The sequence below is a fragment of the Novosphingobium sp. genome (assembly GCF_031424035.1).
GTDB lineage: Bacteria > Pseudomonadota > Alphaproteobacteria > Sphingomonadales > Sphingomonadaceae > Novosphingobium.
On record NZ_JANPGP010000108.1, the window covers coordinates 1 to 14,963 of the forward strand.

16 protein-coding genes are annotated in these 14,963 nt (G+C 64.2%); 12 read left to right on the forward strand and 4 right to left on the reverse strand.

Annotated elements, in window-relative coordinates; genetic code table 11:
• The 4 genes from petA to RMO89_RS14390 form a co-directional block, all read left to right on the forward strand.
• A partial coding sequence (gene petA, locus RMO89_RS14375; protein ID WP_310533938.1) for a ubiquinol-cytochrome c reductase iron-sulfur subunit occupies positions 1-406 on the forward strand: 406 nt, incomplete at its 5' end.
• A gap of 11 nt (positions 407-417) precedes the next feature.
• Positions 418-1,695 (forward strand): cytochrome b N-terminal domain-containing protein, encoded by a 1,278-nt coding sequence (locus RMO89_RS14380; RefSeq protein WP_310533939.1) that lies wholly within the window; start codon positions 418-420, stop codon positions 1,693-1,695.
• A gap of 26 nt (positions 1,696-1,721) precedes the next feature.
• A complete protein-coding gene (locus RMO89_RS14385; protein WP_310533940.1) occupies positions 1,722-2,546 on the forward strand; it encodes a cytochrome c1 in 825 nt (274 codons plus the stop codon).
• A 79-nt stretch (positions 2,547-2,625) separates the two neighbouring features.
• On the forward strand, positions 2,626-3,162 hold the full coding sequence (locus RMO89_RS14390; protein ID WP_310533942.1) for an adenine phosphoribosyltransferase: 537 nt from the start codon (positions 2,626-2,628) through the stop codon (positions 3,160-3,162).
• Positions 3,163-3,205: 43 nt separating this feature from the next.
• Here the strand turns inward: RMO89_RS14390 and RMO89_RS14395 are convergent, their stop codons facing one another.
• Positions 3,206-3,442, reverse strand: coding sequence for a DUF1289 domain-containing protein (locus tag RMO89_RS14395; RefSeq protein ID WP_310533943.1), 237 nt, complete (start codon positions 3,440-3,442; stop codon positions 3,206-3,208).
• An 80-nt stretch (positions 3,443-3,522) separates the two neighbouring features.
• On the opposite strand from RMO89_RS14395, the gene RMO89_RS14400 reads away from it, so the two are divergent.
• The 5 genes from RMO89_RS14400 (at position 3,523) to RMO89_RS14420 (ending at position 9,507) form a co-directional block, all read left to right on the forward strand.
• The gene (locus RMO89_RS14400) at positions 3,523-4,794 is read left to right on the forward strand and encodes an MFS transporter (protein ID WP_310533944.1); all 1,272 of its coding nucleotides are present in this window, start codon (positions 3,523-3,525) and stop codon (positions 4,792-4,794) included.
• Between the two features lie 89 nt (positions 4,795-4,883).
• Entirely contained in the window at positions 4,884-6,245 is a 1,362-nt protein-coding gene (locus tag RMO89_RS14405; RefSeq protein WP_310533945.1) for a hypothetical protein, read from the forward strand.
• Positions 6,246-6,379: 134 nt separating this feature from the next.
• Positions 6,380-7,735 carry a M48 family metalloprotease gene (locus RMO89_RS14410; RefSeq protein WP_310533946.1) on the forward strand — a complete coding sequence of 452 codons (1,356 nt, stop codon included), beginning with the start codon at positions 6,380-6,382 and terminating at the stop codon, positions 7,733-7,735.
• Positions 7,736-7,744: 9 nt separating this feature from the next.
• On the forward strand, positions 7,745-8,506 hold the full coding sequence (locus RMO89_RS14415; RefSeq protein ID WP_310533947.1) for a DsbA family protein: 762 nt from the start codon (positions 7,745-7,747) through the stop codon (positions 8,504-8,506).
• A gap of 125 nt (positions 8,507-8,631) precedes the next feature.
• The gene (locus RMO89_RS14420; protein WP_310533949.1) at positions 8,632-9,507 is read left to right on the forward strand and encodes a M48 family metalloprotease; all 876 of its coding nucleotides are present in this window, start codon (positions 8,632-8,634) and stop codon (positions 9,505-9,507) included.
• On the opposite strand, the gene RMO89_RS14425 is transcribed toward RMO89_RS14420, so the two are convergent.
• On the reverse strand, positions 9,470-10,063 hold the full coding sequence (locus tag RMO89_RS14425) for an HD domain-containing protein (RefSeq protein ID WP_310533950.1): 594 nt from the start codon (positions 10,061-10,063) through the stop codon (positions 9,470-9,472). The two genes, RMO89_RS14420 and RMO89_RS14425, sit on opposite strands and share 38 nt — an antisense overlap.
• 149 nt (positions 10,064-10,212) lie before the next feature.
• On the opposite strand from RMO89_RS14425, the gene RMO89_RS14430 reads away from it, so the two are divergent.
• Positions 10,213-10,716: a 2Fe-2S iron-sulfur cluster-binding protein gene (locus RMO89_RS14430; protein WP_310533951.1), complete on the forward strand. Its 504-nt coding sequence runs from the start codon at positions 10,213-10,215 to the stop codon at positions 10,714-10,716.
• On the opposite strand, the gene RMO89_RS14435 is transcribed toward RMO89_RS14430, so the two are convergent.
• Positions 10,713-12,806, reverse strand: coding sequence for a TonB-dependent receptor (locus RMO89_RS14435; RefSeq protein WP_409035560.1), 2,094 nt, complete (start codon positions 12,804-12,806; stop codon positions 10,713-10,715). The two genes, RMO89_RS14430 and RMO89_RS14435, sit on opposite strands and share 4 nt — an antisense overlap.
• 143 nt (positions 12,807-12,949) lie before the next feature.
• Here RMO89_RS14435 and arsC point away from each other — a divergent pair, with 143 nt between their 5' ends.
• Together arsC and RMO89_RS14445 are read left to right on the forward strand one after the other, a co-directional pair.
• Entirely contained in the window at positions 12,950-13,294 is a 345-nt protein-coding gene (gene arsC / locus RMO89_RS14440; RefSeq protein ID WP_310533955.1) for an arsenate reductase (glutaredoxin), read from the forward strand.
• Between the two features lie 106 nt (positions 13,295-13,400).
• A complete protein-coding gene (locus RMO89_RS14445; RefSeq protein ID WP_310533956.1) occupies positions 13,401-14,042 on the forward strand; it encodes a methyltransferase domain-containing protein in 642 nt (213 codons plus the stop codon).
• Positions 14,043-14,079: 37 nt separating this feature from the next.
• Here the strand turns inward: RMO89_RS14445 and RMO89_RS14450 are convergent, their stop codons facing one another.
• The gene (locus RMO89_RS14450; protein ID WP_310533957.1) at positions 14,080-14,922 is read right to left on the reverse strand and encodes a lipoyltransferase; all 843 of its coding nucleotides are present in this window, start codon (positions 14,920-14,922) and stop codon (positions 14,080-14,082) included.
• Positions 14,923-14,963: the final 41 nt, after the last annotated feature.

Here is a 14,963-nt window from a genome sequence, read left to right on the forward strand (position 1 = left end):
AGTCGATATCAGCGCGATCCAGCCCGGACAGGCGATCAAGGCGGTCTTCCGCAAGCAGCCGCTGTTCATCCGCAACCTGACCCCGGCCGAAATCGAAGCCGCGAACAAGGTTGACGTGTCTTCGCTGCGCGATCCGCAGTCACTCAAGGATCGCACCGTCGATGCTGAGAAGAACAAGAAGGGCAAGGAAAACTGGCTCATCACGATGGGTGTCTGCACCCACCTCGGCTGCGTGCCGCAGGGCGCCTCCGAAGGCGAAGTGAAGGGTGAGTTCGGCGGGTATTTCTGCCCGTGCCACGGTTCGTCCTATGATACCGCTGCCCGCATTCGCAAGGGCCCCGCTCCGAAGAACCTGATGGTTCCGGTTTATGAATTCACCACCGACACTGTCGTGAAGATCGGCTGAGGTAGACAACCATGAGCTTTCCCTGGGCCAAGGAATACAAGCCAAGTCATCCGATGATGCAGTGGCTGGACGAGAAGCTGCCGATGCCGCGCCTCGTCTACAATGCGATCGGCGCCGGCTATCCGGTTCCCCGCAATCTCAACTATTTCTACAACTTCGGCATTCTGGCAGGCTTCTGCCTGGTGTTGCAGATCATCACCGGCGTTGTTCTGGCGATGCATTACGGCGGCAATACGCTCGTCGCCTTTGATTCGACCGAGCACATCATGCGCGACGTCAACTGGGGCTGGATGATGCGTTATGCCCACGCGAATGGCGCTTCGGCGTTCTTTGTCGTGGTCTATCTCCATATCTTCCGCGGCTTCTACTACGGCTCCTACAAGGCGCCGCGCGAGATGATCTGGCTGCTGGGCGTCACCATCTTCCTGCTGATGATGGCCACGGCTTTCATGGGCTACGTGCTTCCCTGGGGTCAGATGAGCTATTGGGGTGCTCAGGTCATCACCGGCCTGTTCGGCGCCATTCCGCTGGTCGGCGAGCCGATCCAGCACTGGCTGCTCGGTGGTTTCGCGCCGGATAACGCCGCACTCAACCGCTTCTTCTCGCTCCACTTCCTGCTGCCCTTCGTGATCGCCGGTGTTGTCATCCTGCACATCTGGGCGCTGCATATCCCGGGTTCGACGAACCCAACCGGCGTCGAAGTGAAGACCGAGAGCGATACCGTTCCGTTCCACCCGTATTACACGGCGAAGGACGGCTTCGGGCTGGGCGTGTTCCTGCTGATCTATTGCGCGATCCTGTTCTTCGCGCCGAATTATCTCGGCCACCCGGACAACTACATTCCGGCGAACCCGATGCAGACCCCGGCACACATCGTCCCCGAGTGGTATTTCTGGCCGTTCTACGCGATCCTGCGTGCCTTCACCGTGGACTTCCTGTTCTTCCCGGCGAAGCTGATGGGCGTCCTGGCGATGTTCTCGGCGATCCTGGTGTGGTTCTTCCTGCCTTGGCTCGACAAGTCGCCGGTGCGTTCGGCGAACTATCGCCCGCTGTACCGCAAGTTCTTCTATGCCCTGGTGGTTTCCATGGGCGTGCTGTTCTATTGCGGCGGCGCCCCGGCGGAAGAGCCTTACGTGCTGCTGAGCCAGCTCGCTTCGCTTTACTACTTCGCGCACTTCCTGATCATCGTGCCGATCGTTTCGTCGATCGAACGCCCGGACCCGCTGCCGTTCTCGATCACCGATTCGGTGCTCGGAAACGACGGCGCCGTCGCAAGCCCCCGGGCCTGAGCCAGCGATAGGAAAGAGACAGAATCATGATCCGCATCTTCTCCATCCTCGTTGGCCTGTTTTTCTCGATGGTGCTGGCCTGGTCCGCCTTGGTCGGCGGCATCAATCTTGCCAAGGAAGGCCATCTTCCGACAACCGTTGAGAAGCAATTCGGCAAGCACCCCGAGCCGATCCACTTGTCGAGCGACGGCGTGTTCGGTCACTTTGACAATCAGCAGCTGCAGCGCGGCCTGAAGGTCTATCAGGAAGTCTGCGCCGCCTGCCACTCGCTGAAGCATGTTGCCTTCCGCGATCTCAAGGCGCTGGGCTACAACGACGACGAAGTGAAGGCGATCGCCAAGCCCTATCAGGTGCCGGTCTACAATGCCGCCACGGGTGAAGTTAAGTCGCGCGCCGGTCTGCCGACCGACAAGTTCCCGCCGGTGGCTTACGGCGGCCAGGGTGTTCCGCCAGACCTTTCGCTGATCACCAAGGCCCGCCATGGCGGTGCGCCTTATGTTCACGCACTGCTTTTGGGCTATGCCGATCCCGCAACCTACAAGAACGAGGAAGGGAAGCCGCTGCCCAAGGAAAATTATCCGGGCAATGGACTGCACTTCAACCCGTACTTTGCCAACTTGAACATCTCGATGCCGCCACCCCTCGCGAGCGACGGCCAGGTAACCTACGCCGATGGCACCAAGGCAACCAAAGACCAGATGGCGAAGGACGTCGCGGCGTTCCTCGTCTGGACTGCGGAACCCAAGCAGGACAAGCGCCGCCAGACCGGCTGGGTCGTGCTGGGCTTCCTGCTGTTCGCCACAGTTCTTGCCTATATGGCTAAGCGCCAGATCTGGGCCGACAAGCACTGATCTATGCGCCGCTAACGGCACAAAGGATCAGGCCCTTCGCACCAAGGTGCGGAGGGCCTTTCCTTTTGGAAGGATACCCATGACGCTTGACGACCTGAAGCAGCTGGTCCGCACCGTCCCGGATTTCCCGGCGCCGGGTATCCTGTTTCGCGACATCACCACGCTGATCGGACACGGCGAGGGTTTCGCCGCAAGCGTCGAGCATCTTGCCGAGCGGGCTGCGGCAGCGCGGGCCGAATCGATCGCCGGCATGGAAGCGCGCGGTTTCATCTTCGGCGCGGCCGTCGCGGCACGGCTTGGCATCGGGTTCGTGCCAGTGCGCAAACCCGGCAAGCTGCCCGTGTCCACGCTCGGCATCGACTATGCGCTTGAATATGGCAGCGACCGTCTGGAGATTGATCCCAGCGCCATTTCATCTGGTGAACGCGTGGTCATCGTCGATGATCTGATCGCTACCGGCGGTACGGCGCTCGCCGCTGCGGCGTTGTTGCGACAGGCCGGGGCGCAGGTTGACCATGCGCTGTTCGTGATAGATCTGCCCGATCTGGCGGGCGCGCAGCGGCTGCGAGACGCGGGCGTGACGGTCGATGCGCTGATGGAATTTGCCGGCCACTAGGTTTTACCCCGCGATCAGAGCGTCCGGAACCAGGCTGCGCGTTTTAGGCTGCGCCAATCCGCTGCGGCAGGCTGCTCAGCACCGCGCGCTTTTCCGTGGCGGTGAGCATCGGCCAGTCGGCAATCTCTGTCAGCGTCCGGCGACAGCCTTCGCACCACTTCGACGCGGGATCGATCCGGCATATCGAGGTACAGGGGCTGGGCGGGTGATGGCGCATAATCATGGTGAAAGCACGCCGCGCGCCGTGGGGCAAGCCGTGCTTGTCTACGTATGAATCCATAATGGTGGTTTCTCGGCTTTGGCCAGCCCCTGTCCTGCACCTGTCTTGACCGGGGCGGCTGCCGCCTCCATCGACACAGGATGAGCAATGCGGATCAGCAGGGCGGCAATTGGCTGGCCAGAGCCACGGCAGCAGGCGGCAGCCTCGCCCCGTTCCGCCACCCCGCATTTGCCGCGATCTGGACCGCCAATCTGTTCTCGGCCATCGGCTCGTCGGTCCAGTCGGTCGGCGCGGCATGGCTGATGACCGACCTGACCAGCTCTCATCGCCTGATCGCCATGGTGCAATCGTCCGTCACCCTGCCGATCATGGCGCTGGGTCTGTTTGCCGGGGCTATCGCCGATAATTACGATCGGCGCCGGGTAATGCTCGCCGCCCAGATCTCGATGCTGCTCGCATCGGCGGTACTGGCCATCATGACCTATGAGGACATGATCGGCCCTGCCTCGCTGCTGGTACTGACCCTGGTGCTCGGCGCGGGCACGGCGCTCAATTCACCGGCCTGGCAGGCATCGGTCCGCGCGCAGGTTGGCCCGGAGGACTTGCCGGCGGCGATCTCGCTCAACACCATCGCCTTCAACCTCGCGCGCTCGATCGGGCCGGCGCTGGGCGGTCTGCTGATTTCCTTCGCCGATGTCGGCGCGGCTTTTGCGCTGAACACGGTTAGCTTTCTGGCGATGATCTGGGTGCTATGGCGCTGGCGGCCCGGATCGCCGCCGCCCGCCCGCCAGCCGATCCTGCCGTCGATTGCCGCTGGCCTGCGGTTCTGCTTCACCTCGTCGCCGCTGCGCAAGGTCCTGGCGCGGGGGTTTGCCGTGGGCTTCGGCATTGCCGGCTATCAGGCGCTGATCCCGGTGGTGGTGCGCGAACAGTTGCACGGCAGCGAATTCGATTTCGGCGTCATGCTCTGCGCCTTCGGTCTGGGCTCGATTCTTTCGGCGCTCGCTCTGCCCGATGCGCGGCGGAAGTACGGGACCGAGATCGTCGTCGGCGCGGGCACGCTTTCCTATGTCGTGCCGCTACTGGTCCTGCCGTTCCTCACCCAGGTTGCCCACGCATTGCCCTTCGCCTTCATCGCCGGGGCCGGCTGGGCGATCTGCCTGACCACGCTCAACATGGCGATGCAGTTCCGTTCGCCGGATGCGATTCTCGGCCGCTGCCTTTCAACCTATTCGGCGGTGACCTTCGGCGGGATGGCGCTGGGGGCATGGGGCTGGGGTGTGGTCGCCGATTGGCAGGGACTGGGCGCTGCCCTGCTCGCCGCCGGGGCATGGATGGTTGGTGTTCTGGTGCTTTTTCCCTTTATCGCGCCGCTGCCAAAGCGCCACGAAGGCCGCGTCGAAACACCCTGAATACAAGTCGCGCCAAAATTCGCGCAACTTAACGTTTAATCAACCATGATGAGCGAAAACCCCCCTGACGACCTTAGGGGGATTGACGAATGGACAGCTTGCGCGGGGATTTCGGTGGTCATTCAGACCGTTCCGATTCCTATGATCCGGCTGAGGACGATGTCGGGCACGAAGCGCCCCCGGCGGCGATCGGCACGGACGAGCGCCGCCTGCAGGTCCGCGCCTACAATCACTGGGCCAGCCTGCTTCATGACCGCCCATTCCCGGTCATTGCGGACCTTGGCACGGGCAGCCTTCCGGACTTTGATCGTCACAGCGTGCTGCTCGACTTCACGCAAGGTATTGAGGATCCCGCGATCCGCTATCTTGGTGACTCGCTGGCAGAGGAATGCGAAACCAGCGGCGATGCCATCCGTACGCTCTCCGACGTACCCAGCCGTTCGCTGCTGTCACGCATCACCGATCACTACATGCAGATCCACGCCAATCAGGCACCGATCGGGTTCGAGGCGGAATTCGTCAATTCGGCGGGCCGCACGATCCTCTATCGCGGCATTCTCCTGCCGTTCTCGGGTTCGGTCGACAGCAATGAGATCGACCTGATCTATGGCGTGATCAACTGGAAGGAGCTGGCCGACCAGGATTCGACCGAGGCGCTGCTGCGCGAGGTTGACCGTGCGCTTCAGGAAGCGCCGCGCCGCGAAGCTGCCGTCCTTACCGACTGGGCCGACGGTCCGGCGGATACCGGGGCGGACATCCTTGAACTCAACGTGCCGTTCGACGATGTCGGCGCGGCCTCGCTCGCTTGGCCTGAACCGGCTTTCGGCGCAGCGGACAATTCGGGCGACCTGGCCCTTGCCGATTGGCTGGCTTCGGCCCGCGAACTGGCGCAAGCAGCGCAGGGTTCGGAAGACCGCACCCGCAACGCGCTTTATGCCGCCATCGGCCGAGCCTGGGACTTTGCGCTCGCCGCGCAGAAGCACCCTGAGGATTTTACCGAACTGCTCGAAGATGCCGGCCTCACGCGTCAGGAGCGCGCGCCCTATACGCCGGTGGTCAAGCTGGTCTTCGGCGCCGATTACGACAAGACCCGCCTGACCGAATATGCCTCGGCCATGGCCCATGCCCAGCGCTGCGGCATCGGGCAGGGCGCGCTGGCGGCCTATCTTGCCAGCCATAGCGGCGGTCTCAAAGGCGTGGTCCAGGCCGAACGCCGCGCCCGCCGTGAGGAAAGCGGCAAGCCCGGATCGCTGCGCGATACCCCGCGCGAGGCGCTGTCGCGCCGCCTGCGCGAGATCGAGCCCCGGCCCATCGCCGCGCTGGACGGCGAGGGCGAGGAATTCGCTCTGGTCGTGGTCCGCCGCATGGCTGATGGTCAGGTGCTGCTGGTCGGCGAAGTGGAAGGCGATGTGCCGCTGCTCGAACGCGCGGTGAAAGCGCTGGCCGCATAACAAATTCGCCGGAGCTTCGGCTCCGGCACACGTTGAGCGAGTGGGGCGCCATGTCTGGTATCAGACATGGCGCCTTTCGCTATTCCACGCTAACTTAAGCCCCGGTTCATCGCTCCAAGGCTTCAAACGCGCCCATGCGCAGGCTTTCCAGACTCCTCACGGCGTTCATCGCGGCGACTCTTTGCGTGCAGAGCGCTGCGGCGCAATCGGTGCTGCGCGATGCCGAGACCGAGGCCTTGCTGCGCGACATGGCACGCCCCTTGGTCATCGCCGCCGGGCTCGATCCCGCCAATGTCGATGTTGTGCTGGTCAACGATTCCTCGATCAACGCTTTCGTCGTCGCGGGGCAGGCGGTCTATATCCATTCGGGGCTGATCAATTCGGCTGACAGCGCCAATCAGGTGCAAGGCGTGATCGCCCACGAGCTTGGCCACATCACCGGCGGCCACGCGATCAGCGGTGAGAGCGCCGCGAAGGAAGCCAACGGCATTTCCATCCTCTCGCTCCTGCTCGGCGTGGCAGCGGCGGCAGCCGGCGGCGGCGAAGCGGCGATGGGCGTGATAATGGCGGGCCAGCAGGCCGCGCTTGGCAAATACCTCGCCTTCAGCCGCGCGCAGGAAAGCTCGGCCGACGCGGCGGGCGCGCAATATCTTTCAAAGGCGGGGATCACCGGCAAGGGCTCGGTCGAATTCTTCAAGAAGCTGGCCAATCAGGCCTACCGCGCCGGCTACAGCCAGAAAGAGCTGGGTGACTTCATGAGCACTCACCCGCTCGAAAGCGATCGTATTGCCACTCTGTCCGACAGTTATTCGAAGGACCCGGCGTGGACCAAGCCGTCCGACCCCGAGCTTGAAGCGCGGTTCCAGCGGATCAGGGCCAAGCTCTATGGCTATCTCGCCAAGCCGCAGCAGACGCTGCAAAGCTATCCTGTGACCGATAATGGCGTGCCGGCGCGCTATGCCCGGGCCTATGCCTGGCACAAGGAAGCCTACATCGACAAGGCCATGGCTGAGACCGACGCCTTGCTGAGACAGTCTCCCAACGATCCCTATTTTCTTGAACTCAAGGGCCAGATCCTGCTCGAATCGGGCAAGCCGGGCGAGGCGCTGGCGGATCTGCGCCGGGCTACCGACCTGACGCAGAACCAGCCACTGATCGCCACAACTTTCGGCCATGCCCTGGTGGCGACCGAGGATCCCAAGAACCTTGCCGAGGCGCAGCGCGTGCTGAAAGCAGCCGTCGCCCGCGACCGCGAGAATCCCTATGCCTGGTACCAGCTCGGCGTGGTCTATGCCGCCAATGGCGACTTGCCGCGCGCCCAGCTGGCCAGCGCCGAACAGCAAGTGATGACGCTGCGCTATCCCGAAGCTCTGCGCAACGCCGAGGCGGCTGAATCAAGCCTGCCGCGCGGCTCGGCCGACTGGCTTCGTGCGCAGGATATTGCCATGCAGGCGCGCGCCGCGATTGAACGCAAGGGCAAGCGCCGCTAGGCGGGCAGCATGTCCGAAAGCCAGAACCCGCGCCGAACCGTTCTCATCGCCATAGCCTGCGTCGCCGCGGGCCTTGGCCTTGGCCTTGGCTGGGGCTGGCAGCAATGGCGCGTCGCTTCCGATCCGGCAGCGGCGCTGTCAGGCGGCGAACGCGCGGCGATCGAAAAGGTGGTCCACGATTACCTGATCGAACACCCCGAAGTCCTGCCCAAGGCGATGGAAGCCTTGCAGCGCAAGGAGAACGCCAGCGCGCTGTCCGGCATCAGGGGCGACGTGACGAAGGAATGGCCGGGGCAGGTCCTCGGCAATCCGGCCGGCAAGATCACGCTGGTCGAATTCACCGATTTCGCCTGCACCTATTGCCGCCAGAGCGAGGCTGATGTCGATGCGCTGGTCCGCGCCAATCCCGAACTGAAGGTGGTGATCCGCCAGTTGCCGATCCTCTCGCCCGAAAGCGCCGATGCTGCCAAGTGGGGCATGGCCGCCGCCGAACAGGGCAAGTATTCCGTGTTCCACCACGCGATGTATGCCGCCGGCAAGCCTGATGCGCGCACGATTGAGGCTGCGGCCCGTGCCGCCGGGCTCGACATGGCGCGCGCGCAAAAGGTGATTGCAGATCCCCGCGTCGAGGCGGAACTCGGCCGCAATATCGAACTCGCCCGCCAACTTGGCTTCAATGGCACGCCCAGCTGGGTGATCGGCGATGTGCTGCTTTCGGGCGCGGTGGGCAAGGAACGGCTGCAGGCGGCAATCAAGGATTCGCAGAGCTGAAACAGGCACCGCGCGTCCGGGCGCTGATCGCCGCACTGGCGCTCTTCGCTGGCGCAGTGCCGGCGTTTGCTGGTGCCCCTGCTTCTGGCCTTGCCGCCAAAAGCACTCTGGCCGAGGCCCTTCGCGTGCTGCAGATCGACGATCACCGCGTCAACGCCATCGGCTTTCGCCTGATCACCGCAAACGCGCCGTTCTGCAACGAGCGCCGCCCGGCTACCGGGCTGCTGCTTGCCGACATGGCTACCTATCGCGATCCGGGGGCCATCCGCGCCGCCATGGGGCTAAAGGGCGACTTTGCCGTTCAGGCCGTTGCCCCGGGGTCGCCCGCTGCCGAAGCCGGCATCGTGGCCGGGGCGGAACTCTTCACCATCGATGGCACTCCTCCCGGCGCGCTGGCCAGCTTCACACCCGGTGGCACGGGGCGACTCAATGCGCTGCACGAACGGATCGAAAGCGCCGTGGAAGGCGCGGGTGAAGTCCGGCTGCGACTGACGGACCGCACTTCGGCTCTGCGCGGGGTGACCGCCTGCCATGTCCATTTTGAACTGACCACTGACGGCAAGGGCGCGCAGGCGGGTGACGGGTTGGTCCTGGTCAGCCGCGCGATGCTCTCCGAAACACGCACGGATGATGAGGCGGCTTTCGTCATGGCGCATGAAACCGCGCATATCGTGCTCGGCCATCAGGCGCGGCGTAAGGCGTTTGGCAAGGCGCGCGCGGTGATGCTTGAGACCGAGCGCGAGGCGGACCGGATTGCCGTCTGGCTGATGACCAATGCTGGTTACGATCCCAATGTAGGCCCCGGCTTTCTGCGCCGTTACGGGGCCAAGGGGCTGGCGTCGCTGTTTCCCGGGCCGTACCACGACCGGGCCGGAGTGCGGGCAACGATGGTCGGGGGTGAGATTGCCGCGATGCGCGCGGCCACTGCCGGCGAGAATAGCCTGAAAGACTGGCGCGTGGCGCTCAGGCCCCGTCTGCTAGACCGGAATATATTCCGGTAAGCGGCCGCGCCATGACCCGCCGCAGCATCGGTTCGAAAAAGCTGAGCGGCGCGGTGTCATAGGCCGGGTCGAAGGCGGCCTGATCGTATTTCTCGCAGAATTCGGCGCAGGCCTCGAAATGCGGATGGCCGCGCAGGGCTTCGCGCAGGTTGCGGTCCCAGCCGAGGTGGTGGAAGAAATAATAGCCCTGAAACACGCCGTGATGTTCGCAGATCCAGCGCAGTTCCTCCGTCACGAAGGGCTTGACCATGGCGGCGGCGATGTCGGGGTGGTTGAAGGTGCCCAGCGTATCGCCGATGTCGTGGAGCAGGGCCATGACGACATAGGCCTCGTCCCGGCCATCGCGGTGCGCGCGGGTGGCGGTTTGCAGGCAGTGTTGCAGCCGGTCGATGGGAAAGCCGCCGTGATCGCCGTCGAGCAGCATCAGGTGTGCCATGATCCGGTCGGGCAGCGACTTGCCGAAGGTCATCATTTCGCCCGCAATGATCGCCCAGTCTTCCCGGGTGCCCTCGGTCAGGGCCGTGAATTGCGCTCGCGCGCCGCCATCATCGTGCACAGCTGCTCTCCCGCGCCTCACCCATTCCCGGCGGGGAAGCTAGCGGCAATCGCCGACTTGGCAAGCGCCGGGCGGCACGGCGAGCCGGACGGTGCATTATGCGCCGCCGCCTGTTTCCCTTGGCGGACAATTCGCACTAGAAAGCGGGCATGACGAGCCTCACCGTGAACGGCCGCCCGCTGGCATTCCAGATGGACCCGCAGACCCCGCTGCTATGGGCGCTGCGCGATGGTGCCAACCTGACCGGTGCGAAATATGCCTGCGGCGAGGGCTTTTGCGGGGCCTGCAACGTCCTGATTGATGGCGAGGTGCGGGCATCGTGCACGCTCACGCTTGGCGAGGCTGAGGGACTCACCGTGACGACCATCGAGGGGCTGCCCGCCGATGGATCGCACCCGATGCAGCAAGGCCTGCTGCTCGAAGGCGCGATCCAGTGCGGGTTCTGCACACCGGGTATCGTCATGGCCGGCGCGGCGTTGCTTACCCGCAATGCCGATCCGGGCGAGGCCGAAATCCGCGAGGCGCTGACCAACCTGTGCCCCTGCGGAACCTACCCCCGACTCGTCCGCGCCGTACAGCGCGCCGGTCGCATCGCGCGCGGGGTGGAAGCCGCGCCGAAGACCGGGCCGGTGCCGGCGCTGAAGTCCGTTTAGAACTTCAGGCGCGCGGTCATGCGGGCGTTGAGCGGCTTGCCGGTGGCAATGTTGTTGTCGGTATGGGCGCTGGGATAGTAGCCGACGTCGGTCAGGTTCTCGACATTGAACTGCACCGCGAAACGGTCGGTCACGTCGAAGAACACGGCGGCGTCGATGCGGGTGAAGGCTGGCAGGACCACGGCATTGCTGATCGTTGCGAACTGGCTCGACTGGTGGACTACGCCAAGACCGAAGCCGATGCTGCTCGACACATTATAGCGCGTCCACAGCGAGACCTGATCGCGGGGTAGCTTGTCGAGCTTGCGGCCGGCAGGGGCGGCGGTGGTGGTGGTGCGGATCTCGCCGGTCTGGTGGGCATAGCCAAGGCTGGCCTGCCAGTTGTCGGTGATCTGCCCGGCGAGCGAGGCTTCGAAACCGCGCACTCGGCTGGAGCCGGACAGCACCGGGTTGCCGGTCACCGGATCGGTGGCGCGGGTGTTGGTGCGGTCGAGCTGGAACACGGCGGCGGTCAGCGCGAGGCCGGGGGTGACGTCCCACTTGGCCCCGGCTTCGAGGTTGCGGAATTCCTCAGGCGCCAGCGTCTGCAGGTTTGCCGCGAGCGTGGTGAACTGGTCGCCGGTCTGCGGCAGGAAGCTCTTGGCATAGCTGGCGTAGAGCGAGATGTTGGACTGCGGCTTGATCACCACGCCAAGGCGCGGCGACCACTTGCCGTCGGAGCGGCCGGTCACGGCGCCGCCGATCAGGTTGGTCGCCTCGATCCGGAAGTCGTCATAGCGTACTCCGGCGATCAGCTGCAGGTGCTCGCCGATCTCGATCTGGTCCTGCACGTAGGCGGACAGCGAGCGCACGGCGGACTGGCTGTTGCTGGTCGCCGCCCAGCCCAGCGCCGGCACGGTGATACGCAGCGCAAGCGGCACTGATACGCTGGCCGCGCCGGAGAAGCGCGCGTCATCGCGGTTCGAGGCGGTCGACTGGTCACTCGCCTCGACACCGACCAGCAGCGTGTGCTTCAACGCGCCGGTATTGCCGTTCCATACAAGGTTCGCCTGTCCGATCCAGTTGTCGCGCGTGGTGCTGCTGCGATAGCCAGAGAGCGAAACCGCTGTGCGTGCGGCATTGACCGCGCCGGGCAGGACATTGCCGTAGTACTTGTCGTAGGTTGCATACTGGCCGATCACGTTGAAGCTCAGCCCTTCGCCCAGCTCCTGATCGAGTCGCAGGCGGGCGAAGTGCGCTGTGACATCGCTGCGGTTGATCGCCGTGTCGCCAAAGAAGGTAGTGTCGAAACCGTTGATCGGCAGGCCGCCGAATGAAGGCACGCCGCGATCGGTGACACGGCTGTCCTCGACATATTCATAGGCGAGGCTGAGGCGCGTGGCTTCGCCCAGCTTGACGCCGAGCGTGGGCGCGAAGCCAAAGAAGTGGCCGTCATAGCCGTCGCGGTGGTTGGCGAATTCCTCGTATGTCTCGTTGATGCGAAGCGCGACGGTATCGCCCAGCGCCAGGTTCGCATCGCCCGAGACCGACCATGCGCCGAAGCTGTCGCCGCTGACCGCCATGGCCAACCGGTCTTCGCCGAGGACCGGAGCCTTGGTCACGCGGTTGATCACCCCGCCGCCGCCGCCGCGGCCGAACAGCAGGGCATTGGCGCCCTTGAGCACTTCGACGCGCTCGGTGTTGTAGAGCGGGCGGTAATACTGCGCATCGTCGCGCACGCCGTCGAGGTAGAAGTCGGCGGTGGTCGACTGGCCGCGAATGGTGATCTGGTCGCGGTGGCCTTCGCCCTGGGCCAGTGTCACGCCGGGGACATAGCGCAGCGCATCGTTGAGCTGGTCGATGCCCTGATCGTCAAGCTGCGCGCGCGAGATCGTGGTGACCGATTGCGGGGTATCGAGCAGCGGGGTGCCGGTTTTCAGGGCGTTCGCCGAATCGGCCTTGTAGCCTTCCTCGCGGTGCCCTTCGACCACGATGGTGGGCGCTTCGACTTCTCCATATGCTTCCTCGGCCCACGAAACCTGCGGCATTGCGAGGGCCAGCGCGGCGGTGGAGAGGCGGAACAGGATGGGGGCCGGTAGGGACAAGAGCATTTCCTTAATGAGAATCATTCGCAATAAATATGCCGCTAATGCGAATCGTTCTCATTGACAAGGATCAAATTGCGAGGAGAATTTATTGCCGCTAGGGCGATGGCCGAAGGCAGCCCGGCGCTGCGGCACCACGTGAGGATGTGATGAAGGCGACGATCTGGCACAATCCCAACTGCGGCACGTCGCGCAAGACACTGGCGATCCTTCAGGAAACGCCGGGCATGGACGTTACCGTCGTCGAATATCTCAAGAACCCGCCTTCGGCCGACAGGCTCGCCCAGCTTTACCGCGATGCCGGGATCACTCCCGCACAGGGCTTGCGCCTGCGTGGCACGGACGCCGAGGAGCGCGGCCTGCCGCAGGCGAGTGACGCCGAAGTGCTTGCCGCCATGGCTGCCCAGCCGGCGCTGATCGAACGCCCGCTGGTGGAAACCGACAAGGGCGTGCGGCTGTGCCGGCCGCAAGAAAAGGTCCACGAGATCCTTTGATACCCGTCATTTCTCGGCACGGCCGGTCCCAATTGGCTTGCCAAGAAGAAGCAAATTTGCAAACGCCACACACCCTTATGACGTCCTTTTCGGAACTCTCTTCCCTATGACGAGCACTGAGCTTGCCCGCGAACCTTTGCTTCGCCGGATCATGCGTCGCGTCTCGCGCCTGATGGGGCCGCGCGGGGTCTTCCTTGAAGGCTTCCTTGAACATCCGGTCATGGTCGGATCGATCATCCCGTCATCGCGTTTCACCATCACCAAGATGCTGGCCCCGGTGAACTGGGACGAATGCAAGGTCTTTGTCGAATACGGTCCCGGCGTCGGCACGTTCTGCCGCCCGGTGCTCAGCCGCTTGGCGCGCGATGGCCTGTTGATCGTGATCGACACCAACCCGCTGTTCATCGATTACCTGCGCGCGACGATCTCTGACAGCCGCTTTTCCGCCGTGCTAGGGTCTGCCGCTGACGTGGAGAGCATCGTCCGCGCGCACGGGCATGACCATGCCGATTACGTGCTTTCCGGCCTCCCGTTTTCGACCCTGCCTGACGGCGTCGGCCCAGCCATCGCCTCGGCCACGCACCGCGTGCTGCGGCCCGGCGGCGCGTTCCTGGTCTACCAGTTCACCGCCAAGGCGCGCGATTTCATGGCCAAGCACTTTACGCGGATCGATTCGGGCTTCGAACTGCTGAACGTCCTGCCCTGCTTTCTTTATTGGGGCTGGAAGGACACGCCTGCCGACGAATAAGGCAGGCGAGTTTGGGCTTATCTGCTCCGCTTTCCGGTTACCTGAACGTGTCGTCCAGCGCTGGATCCCTGACCCCGGCAAGCTGGACATGGACCGCAGCCAGCACGGCACTGGCGATCACGCCCACCACGGCCCCGATCGCGCCGGCCAGTACGCTGGTAAAAATCAGCGTCGCCTCACCCGGCTCTCCGCCGCCGGCAATGCCGGTTGCCGCGCCGATCACGACCATCAGCAGCACGGTGATCACGACATAGGCGATGAACAGCAGCGCGTAGAACCCCAGCAGCCGGAAAGCATTGCCCTGCGTCAGCCGCCACGACCGCTGCAGCGCGGCAACAGGGTTGAGCGTGTTTTCGACCACGACGATCGGAAAGGTCATCGAAAAGCGCGCGACCACGGTCAGGACCAACGCGAGCATGGCGATGAAAATCAGCACCACGCCGGCACCGCCCAGCACAGCGCTCAGGATGCCGCCAAGCACGCTGATCACCACGATGCAAAATAGCAGGGCGAAATAGCCTATCACCGTCGCCGTCAGCACGGTTGGCAGACAGCGCAGGCCGCGCATGATCGCCTCGCCCACGGTCGGCCGTGACCGGTCGGTCAGCAGCACCAGCACCGAGAGGTAGCCAACGAAGCCCGCGATCATCGACAGCAGGCTGACGATCAGGATCCTGCCCATCTCGGCCTGGAAAATGCCGTTCAATACCTCGCGGTTGTCCATGTTCTCGAAAATCCGGGCCTGGACATCGCCGAGCAGGAACGAACTTGCCACGCTGGGGACGAGGAAGAACACGCCCGCGATCGGCAGCAGCAGCGATCGGCATGCCTTCACCGCGGCGATAGCCTCTTGCCAGGCGCGGTTGCTGTCGAAATTCATCATTGATCCCCTGCTGGTGCGTGCCCCCTTGATAACCACGG